Genomic DNA, 10,028 nt, shown 5'->3' on the forward strand with positions numbered 1-10,028 from the left:
AATATAATTGATGAATTTATAAGTAAATAGTAACTTTTATTTTATAATACATTTAGTCATGAGATAAGTAAATATTCTGTTTTCAATATAAAAAAATCGTATATTCAAAACAGGAAAAAAGCATATAGTTAGAAAAATAACCATTGAAAGTTATAAATATTAAAGTGTATACTCACAATAAGAGATGTTTGAAGGAGGGATTAGAGATGTATAGAAAAAAAACTATGTTAATTTTATCTTTGGCTTTATTGGGAGCAAAGAGTTTCTCCAGTGAGGGTAAAGCAGAAAACTATAAAATAACGGAAAAACCAGTTACACTATCAATTTTAGCGATTCAAAATGGAAAGGTGTTTGATGAAAACTGGCTAATTTTTAAAGAGGCATTTAAAGATACAAATATCAAATTGGAAAGTGCAACATCAAAAAATTTAACTGATGAGGTTCAAGCATTTAATTTAGCAGTTTCATCTGGAAATTTACCAGATATAATCTCTTATGCATATCCAGAGAAAATAGAGAATTTAGGTATGTCTGGTGGAATGGTACCTTTAAATGATCTAATAGATAAACATGCTCCAAATATAAAGGCATTTTTCGAAAAATATCCTAGATATAAAATGGACGCTGTGGCAGCAGATGGTAAAATATACTATATTCCATGCTACTATGATTGGTATGCTATGAAGGCATCACAAGGGCTATTTATAAGAAAGGATTGGTTAGATAAATTAGGATTACAAACTCCAGAAACTATGGATGATTTTTATAAAGTTTTAAAAGCTTTTAAAGAGCAGGATCCAAATGGAAATGGAAAAGCTGATGAGATACCATATTTTGATAGAACAATTGAATTTGCAACAAAGGAGTTAGTTGGATTGTTTGGTGCTCAATATGGCTTCTATTTAGATAATGGAATAGTTAAATATGGACCTACTCAAGAAAGATTTAAAGAGGCTATGCCTGAGGTAATAAAATGGTACAAAGAGGGATTGATAGATCCTGAGATATACACAAGAGGGTTTAGTGGAAGAGATTATATGTTACGTAATGATGTGGGAGGAGCAACATTTGATTGGTTTGCTAGTACAGCTGGATACAACAATGATGAGGAATTAAAAAAGCAAAATGAAAAATTTGAATTTATAGCGATAGCACCTCCAAAGTATAAAGGGCAGAGTTACGCTCCAGATGCAAGAACAACATCATTAGGAGGTTGGGGAATATCAGCAAGTGCAAAAGACCCTGTAACAATTATAAAATATATGGATTATTGGTTCTCTGATAAAGGATATGAACTTTATAACTGGGGAGTGGAGGGAGATACTTTTGTAAGAGATGAAAATGGTAAAAAGCACTACACAGATAAAGTTATGAAAGCTCCTGGAATAAATCCACTTCAAGTTTTAAGAGATAATGGATTACAATTTAAAATAGGAGCTCGTCAGGATTATGAGTATGAAAAAGCTTGGGGAGATAAAAAGGCTACAGAGTGGTCAGAGATGTATATGGCAAATGGATATATAATGGATCAGGTTCCACTTTTTAAATATACTCCTGAAGAGACAAAGAAGGTACAAAAGATAAACTCACAAATATCTATGGCTTTAGATGAGATGAGCCAAAAATGGGTTTTAGGTGCTGAGGATTTTGATAAGTCATATGATAAATTTGTAGAAAGAGTGAATAAGCTTGGGTTAAATGAGCTTATTGAAATAAACCAAAGAGCATATGACAGAGTTCAACAATAAAAGTAAAAAAGGAGAGATTCAGTTTCACTGAACTCTCCTCTTTTTTCTATAGGTTCTCTAAATTTTCTAAAAAATCTAGCAGGAGAAATACCCTCCTTTTAAAATTTAATTGAAAATTAAAGTGAACGACTAACCTCCAAAAGTTTATTTATATTTTTAGAATAGAAGTATTTAAAAGAGTTACAGAATCTATTTTTATAGGATCCATCTTGGAAATTTTTATGTCTTCTACATCCACTTTTACAAAGATTAAAATAGCTGCATGTTTGGCACTCTTTATCAATTTTTAGTGAACTTCTTACAAAGTTATAGGCTTTTTCAGAAGTTAGAATCTCTTTTAAAGAGGTATCATGAATATTTCCAAGTAATAGTTCATCAAGAACATAAAAATCACAGGGATAGATATTTCCATTACTCTCAACAACAGTATTTACACTACAGTGCCCATTCATATCACAAGATTCAGCTCGATTATTTAAAATAATGGATAGTAAGTTATCAAAGAAACGGATACTTGTATATCGTTTACTTTTTAAATCTGTATACCATAGATTGAAAAGCTCATCTAAAAAATATCCATAGTCATTTTCTGTTAAAGAGTAGTCTCCAGTTGAATTATCCAATCTATCTAAACAAGGGATAAACTGTAGATATTTAAACTTAGAATTTTTAAAGAAAAGATAGATATCCTTTAAGTTTTCAACAGTTTTTTTGTTGACAACACAAAGGATATTAAAATCTATCCCATTTTTTTGAAGTAGTTTAATATTTTTAAATGTTTCACTAAAAGTTCCTTTACCAGTTCTATCCTTTCTAAAGAAGTTATGAATATCCTTATGGCCATCTAAAGAGATACCAATTAAATAGTTATTCTCTTTAAAAAGAGTAGCCCACTCCTTGTTTAATAAAATTCCATTGGTTTGCATGGTAAAATTAACATCTATATTGCCAGTATTATATATTTTTACAAAATTGTGAAATGCCATATAAAATTCAATGCCTATAAGTGTAGGCTCTCCCCCTTGGAAAGAGAAAGTGATAGAGTTTTTAGCTGTTTTAAAACTTTCTTTAACCAATCTCTCTAAAGTACCCAAAGACATGAATCCAAAACTTGGATGTGAACGATTAGAAGCAACATCACTATAAAAACAATAATCACAGTTTATATTACAAAGACTAGATGATGGTTTTATTAAAAGATTTATGTGTTCCATTGAAATTACCTCCTGATTATGTGTCTATTATTATAACATATTGTTATTAAAAAAGTTATATTTGATTGATAAAAGTAGAAAAAAATAGAGAGATAATAATATAATAAAAATCTAATATAAAAAAGTGCAAATAAATATTAAATATGTTAAAATAATTTTATATACAAAATAATAATATGGAGGACAAAAAAGGTGATAAAAAAATTGGTGGCAGTATTAGTATCCATGATATTGCTTGGTTGTAGCGGGGACAAAGGAAAGCAAAATTCAAAAGGAAACTTAGGAAAAAATATTAAAATTTCTGAGATAAAACCAGAAAAAATAACAAAATTAAACATATCAAGTGGAGTAACTGAACCCTTAAATGAGGTAAAAGTTGTGACTAAAACTGGGGGAACAGTAAAACAGATAAACTTTAAAAATGGGGATAAGGTTAAAAAAAATCAGATAGTAATAGTTTTAGAGGATCAGGAGGTGCAATCAGCATATTTAAAGGCGCAAGCTGCTTATATCTCTAATGAAGCAGATTTTGAAATAAAGAAAAAAAGTTATGAAAAATTCAAACAACTTTATGATAAGCATCTGATATCAGAGGATGAATACTTGGTAAAAAGAACGAATTATCTTCAAAGTGAAGGAAGTTTAAAGACATCAGAAGCCACATATTTAGCAGCAAAAAAGGACTATGAAGACCTGGTTGTCAGAGCGAAGTTAGATGGTGTTGTAACAGATTTAGATTTAAAGCTATATGAAAAAATCGCTCCAAATAGTGATTTAGTTACGATTGTTGACGATAGTAAAATTCTTGTAAAAACAGGTGTATCAGTTCATGAGATAAGTGAGTTAGCTGTTGGGAATAGAGCCGAGATAGACTTAGAGGGAATTACAAATAACTATTTTGGAAATGTATATGAAATAAATCCAGTGGCAAATAAAGATAATAAAAGATATCAGATAAAAGTGGAGATTGATAATCCTGAAGGGAAAATAAAAAAGGGGATGTACTCAAAAGTTTTAGTGGAAACTGGAAATAAAAATGGTTATTTAGTGCCTAAAAACGCTATAGTTATAAAAGAGTTATACTCCTATATTTTTGTAGTAGAAGATGGAGAGGCCAAAAGAATAAAGGTTGAAAGAGGATACTCCAATGATGATAAGCAGGAGATTATAAGTGATGAACTTTACTCAAATATGAAGCTTGTAACAGAGGGACAGTTTTTGTTAGAGGATAGAGATAAAGTTAATATTTTAAACTAGGGGGAACAGATGAATATAGCACAATTTTCAATAAAGCGTCCTGTTGTCACTATGATGATAATAGTATCTATGGTTATACTGGGAATATTGACACTGGTCAATTTAAAAACTCAGCTTATGCCAAACTACAATATGCCCATGGCAGCTATAAGAGTGAGTTGGAAGGGCGCTTCTCCAGATGATATGGAGAAATTAGTAACAAAAGAGATAGAAAAAGGTTTAACAAGTGTAGAGGGGATAAAAAGAATTACAACTAAATCGACTATGGGAAAATCAGCTCTAACAGTGGAGTTTGAATATGGAGTTATCATAGATAATAAAGTGAATGATTTGGTGACAGCTGTAAGTAGAATAAGAAATAGTTTACCAGATGATATAGATGAGCCAGTGATTAGAAAGACATCCTCTTCAGGAGACAGGGTTATGCTTATTGGATTGAGAGGAGAGGATCTTATAAATCTAAAAAGTTTTGCGGATAATGTTGTTATTCCAAGACTGGAGAGAATAGATGGCGTTGGAACGGTAAGTGTTTTTGGTGGATTGGAGAAAGAGATAAGCATAAATATTGATCCAGAAAAATTGGAAGCATACAATCTATCGGTGACAGATCTTTATAGCACATTAAAAAGTGCCAGCTTAAACTTCCCATCAGGTTATATTAGAGAGGGAGATAAGGAGTATTTGGTAAAGGTGTCTGGAGAGGCTAAAACTTTAGAGGATATTCAAGAGATAGTGTTAAGAAATTCAAATGGAGATACTCTGTATCTGACAGATGTTGCAGATGTAGATTTAGGAATAAAAGATAGAAGTAGCTATGGTAGAACTGATGGTATTGAAAATATAATAATAAACATAGAGAAGAGTGATGTTGGAAATACTGTTGAAATATCTAAAATAGCAAAAGAGGAGCTAAAAAAAATGGAACCTCTTTTGCCTAAGGGAGCTTCTTTTACTATAAATAGAGATTCTGCTGTGGATATAACAAGATCGATAAATACAGTAGAAAATAATGCTATAACAGGGCTTGTTTTAGCTGGAATAATACTATTTATTTTCTTAAGAGATTGGAGAGCTACTTTAGTTGTAACAGTGGCTATACCAGTTTCTATAATAGCGACATTTGGTTTCTTTGGAGCTAAAGGAATGACACTGAATATAATCTCATTGATGGGACTATCCCTAGGTGTAGGTATGTTGGTGGATAACTCAATAGTTGTTCTAGATAATATTTTTAGACATTTAACAGAGTTAGGTCAAGATAGAATGGAAGCTTCAGAAAATGGAGCAACTGAAGTTATTATTCCAATAATCGCTTCAACAGCTACAACAATTGCGGTATTTATACCAATAGTTATAAGAGAGGGAAGAGCGAAAGAGATATATAAGGATATGGCATATTCAATAACATTTTCTCTATTGGCATCTTTAATAATTGCTATAACCTTTGTTCCAATGGTGTCTAGTAGAATTTTAAAGTCTAAGAGTACAGTACATGAAGAGGGAAAAATTTTGAAATTTATAAAGGGATATTATTCAAAAATTTTATCAGCTTCATTAAAACATAAAGCTATGGTTATTGTTGGAATGATACTTCTATTTATAGGTATTGTAGGATATGGAACAAAAAATATTGGTGGAGAGTTTATGCCTACAACAGATGATGGAATTTACAGTATCATAGCGGAGCTACCAAGTGGAATGGAGATTGAAAAAGCAAATAGAGTGGCAAAAGAGTTGGAAGAGATTGTAGGAAAAGATCCACAGACAAAAAAATATATCTCTTCAGTGGGAAAAGAGGCAGTATCAATAATTGTAGATATAGGACCTAAAAGTGAAAGAGATAAGAGGGTACAACAGATAATGGGTGAAACTAGAAAAAAAGTTGCACATATCCCTGATGTAAAGTTAAATTTAGTTCCTAGAATGGCTTTTGGAAGAGGAACAGGAAGAGATATCTCTCTAATTTTAAAATCAGATGACTTAAATCAATTGGGTTATGTATCCAAAGTAATTTCAGAAAAAATGGCTGAAAACCCAGGGTTTACAGATATAAATAACTCAATGGTCAATGGTAATCCAGAGGTAAGAATACTACTGGATAGAAAAAAGATGGAATACTATGGAGTGAAGGTCAATGATTTAACATTGTCAGTGAGTTATCAGATACTGGGAGGAGCACCTATAAAGATAAAGACTGCAAATGAAGAGGTAGATGTAAGTTTAAGACTAGCTGAAGAGTTTAGAAACTCCCCAGAAAAAATAAAAGAGATGAGAATAAAATCTCAAAATGGAGGAGTTGTAAAACTAAAAGATATAGCTACTTTTGAAGTTGGTGAAGGAGCTTATGGTATAGATAAAGAGGATAAGATCACTATGGTAACAATTGATGCTAATACTTCAAATGATTTGGATTTAGTTACAGGTCAAAAATATATAAAAGAGATTTTAGATGAAGTTGGATTACCTAAGACAATCACATACTCTTTTGGTGGAAGCGGTAGAAATATGGCTGAAGTAAATGAACAATTAAAATTTGCATTTATGGTTGCAATGTTTCTAGTTTACTTTATACTTGCTGCACAATTTGAATCGTATATTCTTCCTATTATAGTTATGGGTACGGTACCTCTTTCTGTAATTGGTGTATATAGTGGACTTTTAATAACTGGACAAAAAACAAATACCATGGTTTTTGTTGGAATCATTATGCTGGCAGGAATAGTTGTTAATAACGCAATTGTTTTAATCGATTATATAAAGATACTTTTAGATAGGGAATTGCCTTTAGATGAAGCTATACTAGAGGCGGGTAAAACAAGATTAAGACCGATATTTATGACAACAATGACAACAGTATTTGGAATGGTACCACTGTCTTTAGGAATTGGACAGGGAAGTGAAATGTATAAGGGAATGGCAATAGCAGTAATATTTGGATTGGTTTTCTCAACGCTATTGACATTAATTTTAATTCCAGTACTGTTTTATGTCTATGAGGTAGGAAAAAAGAGGGTCTCTAAGTATATCTAATATATAGTTTCATAAAAAATAATCAGAGGGGTACGTTATGAAAAATAAATTTAGATACTTAGTTATAGGAATATTTTCTATTTTCAGTTTTATACTGTGTGAAGCTGCAACCTTAGAGAAAGATTTAACCTATAAAAAGCATACATTAGGTGATACCTACAAGTATGGAAAGACAACAAGAGAGTTCCAATGGGATAAAATATCTGGATATTTAGATAGATTAGATGGTTTTCAAGAGGAAAATATTGTATTTGGAACTTTAAAAAATTATAAAAATATAAATGGATTGCCACCAGTGGCCAGACAGATAGCTATGGAAAAATATAGCGATGGTTCAAGACCTGCAGTTAAAGATAAGTATGGAAATAGAAGAAACCAAGGGATTCCACTTTATATAGAGGGACAGATGGATAGACCGGAAAGATATGCACCAGATGGCTCATTAGTTTCTATTATCTCAAGAGATTTAGATAACTACAAGTTAAAAGTGGAAGATATGGATGGAGAGTGGATAGTCCCAGCCAGATATGTAAAGGAGATCAGTGCTAAAAGTTTTTCAAGGGTAGTTGTAGTGGATAGAAAAAATCAAAATATAGCTACATTGGAAAAAGTTGGAGATGTTTGGAAAATAAGAAGTATGAACCCAGCTTCAACTGGACTTGATAGACCACCTTATCAATTGCCAACACCTTTGGGAGTGTTTGTTATTCAAGGGAAAAAGTTAAAAATGGAATATTTAAAGGACGGAAGTCATACAGAGATAGATGGGTATGCACCATATGCAAGTAGATTTTCAGGAGGGGGATACATCCATGGAGTTCCAGTTAATCTACCTAGAACAGAGATGATAGAGTATAGTCCAACTTTAGGAACAACTCCAAGATCACATATGTGTGTTAGAAATGCAACTTCTCATGCTAAATATGTATATGAGTGGGCAGAAACTAATAAAGGAATAGTTATAGTAATCGAATAAAAGACATAAAAAAGGTCAAGGTTTCTAAAATCTTGACTTTTTTTGTGTTACATGATAGAATAAAATGGGTTTTATTAGGAAAAAAAGTTAGGTGGAGGTTTTTGTATTGGGAAAAAAGTATTTAATGTTAGCTCTTATTTTAGGATCAATTTCAACAACAGCATTTGGTTTTACATTAAAGAATCCTACAAAGACGGAAAGCACAATTGAGTTATCTTCAGAGAAAAATGAGGAGAGACTATATCAAGAGATTGGATTAAAAGGGAAGTTAGATTATGAAGTTTTTAAAACGGCTTTAAACGGTTACAATAAAATTGAGGGAAAAAGAAAAGAGTTATTAACAATAATTGACTATTCAAAACCATCAACAGAGAAGAGATTTTTTGTAATCGATATGGAGCGTAAAAAACTACTTGTTCACTCTCATGTATCTCATGGGAAAAATAGTGGTGGAAATATAGCCACATCATTTTCAAATAAAATGAGTTCAAATAAAAGTTCATTGGGATTCTTTTTAACTGAAAATACATATATGGGAGGAAATGGTTACTCTCTAGTGCTAAATGGGTTAGAAAAGGGAATAAATGATAAAGCAAAAGAGAGATATATTGTAATTCATGGAGCAGATTATGCAAATCCAAGATTTGCTCAATCTCAGGGAAGATTGGGAAGAAGCTTGGGATGTCCAGCTTTACCAAAAGATGTTTCTAAAAAAGCGATAGATATGATAAAAAATGGATCTGTCATATTTGTTTATGGAAATGATACCAACTATTTAGAAAAAAGCAGTTATGTATAAAAAGCAAAAGCAGTTGATTATAATCAACTGCTTTTATTATACATATTTTGCTGTTTTATATGTATATCCATCTGTGGAAATGGAATTGTGATATTGACTGAATCAAGTGTAGGTTTAATATTTTTTAAAATATCAAAATAAGTATCCCAATAGACCTCATTTTTAGTCCAAACCTTTAAAGCTATATCAATAGAACTACTGTTATATTTTTCAATATTAATGAATGGGCTTGGATTAGCTAAAATATTTTTATTGTTTTTTATTAGGTTATTTAAAACTTCAAAAACTACGTCAATATTGGTTTCATATGCCACTGAGATTACAATTTTCATTCTTCTATTGGGTGTTTTGGAATAGTTAATAACCTGGTTATTGATAACATTCCCATTTGGTATAGTGACAATATCACCGCTAAAAGTTGTTATAGTTGTAGAAAAAACATCAATTGAGGAGATTAGTCCATAGTTACCAATCACTTCAACCTCATCATCAACAGAGTAGGTTTTAAAGATTAAAATAATTAATCCACCTACAAAATTGGATAGATTATCTTTTAAAGCTAAACCAACCCCTATTCCAATACTACCAAGAAAGGCTATTAATGATGTGTGTTGAAAGCCCATAATAAGTAGGGAGATTATAAGAAGAATAACTATAGAACCAGTGTCGATTATAGAGGATAAAAAAGTTCTAAAAGATGAATCAATAGCTCTAAAAGCGTGTGTTTGATAGTATCGAGACAAGAAGTTCTTAAAAAGTTTTCTTCCAATTAAAAAAAATACCAAAGCAATTGCAAATCTAAAAATAAATATGATGAGACTATTAGTTAGACTAACTAAAAACTCCTCATTTGTGAATGTATTAACAACTTGAGTTAAAAAACCTTTATAATGTTCTTCCATAAAAATCACCTCTATTATAGTTAATTCTCAAAAAAATAAAAAATCCTTTTAAAATGGAAGAAAAAATATTGCTAAGAATCAAAAAATATGTTAGAATAACAA

General features: G+C 31.0%; 7 protein-coding genes. 5 read left to right on the forward strand and 2 right to left on the reverse strand.

Annotation, left to right across the window (positions count from 1 at the left end):
* Positions 1–206: 206 nt before the first annotated feature.
* The gene (locus tag ACMOUI_RS06915; RefSeq protein ID WP_418964994.1) at positions 207–1,748 is read left to right on the forward strand and encodes an ABC transporter permease; all 1,542 of its coding nucleotides are present in this window, start codon (positions 207–209) and stop codon (positions 1,746–1,748) included.
* Between the two features lie 116 nt (positions 1,749–1,864).
* Here the strand turns inward: ACMOUI_RS06915 and ACMOUI_RS06920 are convergent, their stop codons facing one another.
* Positions 1,865–2,962, reverse strand: coding sequence for an anaerobic sulfatase maturase (locus ACMOUI_RS06920; protein WP_418964995.1), 1,098 nt, complete (start codon positions 2,960–2,962; stop codon positions 1,865–1,867).
* Positions 2,963–3,154: 192 nt separating this feature from the next.
* Between ACMOUI_RS06920 and ACMOUI_RS06925 the strand changes: the two genes are divergently transcribed.
* The 4 genes from ACMOUI_RS06925 (at position 3,155) to ACMOUI_RS06940 (ending at position 9,024) form a co-directional block, all read left to right on the forward strand.
* Positions 3,155–4,219, forward strand: a complete 1,065-nt coding sequence (locus ACMOUI_RS06925; RefSeq protein ID WP_418964996.1) for an efflux RND transporter periplasmic adaptor subunit — start codon at positions 3,155–3,157, stop codon at positions 4,217–4,219.
* Between the two features lie 9 nt (positions 4,220–4,228).
* On the forward strand, positions 4,229–7,249 hold the full coding sequence (locus ACMOUI_RS06930) for an efflux RND transporter permease subunit (protein WP_418964997.1): 3,021 nt from the start codon (positions 4,229–4,231) through the stop codon (positions 7,247–7,249).
* 37 nt (positions 7,250–7,286) lie between these two features.
* Complete coding sequence (locus ACMOUI_RS06935; RefSeq protein ID WP_418964998.1) at positions 7,287–8,225, forward strand: L,D-transpeptidase; 939 nt, start codon at positions 7,287–7,289, stop codon at positions 8,223–8,225.
* 106 nt (positions 8,226–8,331) lie between these two features.
* A complete protein-coding gene (locus tag ACMOUI_RS06940; RefSeq protein WP_418964999.1) occupies positions 8,332–9,024 on the forward strand; it encodes a murein L,D-transpeptidase catalytic domain family protein in 693 nt (230 codons plus the stop codon).
* A 23-nt stretch (positions 9,025–9,047) separates the two neighbouring features.
* Here ACMOUI_RS06940 and ACMOUI_RS06945 read toward each other — a convergent pair whose 3' ends face one another.
* Complete coding sequence (locus ACMOUI_RS06945; RefSeq protein ID WP_418965000.1) at positions 9,048–9,926, reverse strand: mechanosensitive ion channel family protein; 879 nt, start codon at positions 9,924–9,926, stop codon at positions 9,048–9,050.
* Positions 9,927–10,028 lie beyond the last annotated feature (102 nt).

The organism is Cetobacterium sp. (assembly GCF_048470075.1).
GTDB lineage: Bacteria > Fusobacteriota > Fusobacteriia > Fusobacteriales > Fusobacteriaceae > Cetobacterium_A.

Bases quoted from the DNA above. Each gene is read 5' to 3' on its own strand.
- ACMOUI_RS06920 (WP_418964995.1), bottom strand. From the start codon at position 2,962: ATGGAACACATAAATCTTTTAATAAAACCATCATCTAGTCTTTGTAAT.
- ACMOUI_RS06930 (WP_418964997.1), top strand. From the start codon at position 4,229: ATGAATATAGCACAATTTTCAATAAAGCGTCCTGTTGTCACTATGATG.
- ACMOUI_RS06945 (WP_418965000.1), bottom strand. From the start codon at position 9,926: ATGGAAGAACATTATAAAGGTTTTTTAACTCAAGTTGTTAATACATTC.
- ACMOUI_RS06935 (WP_418964998.1), top strand. From the start codon at position 7,287: ATGAAAAATAAATTTAGATACTTAGTTATAGGAATATTTTCTATTTTC.
- ACMOUI_RS06915 (WP_418964994.1), top strand. From the start codon at position 207: ATGTATAGAAAAAAAACTATGTTAATTTTATCTTTGGCTTTATTGGGA.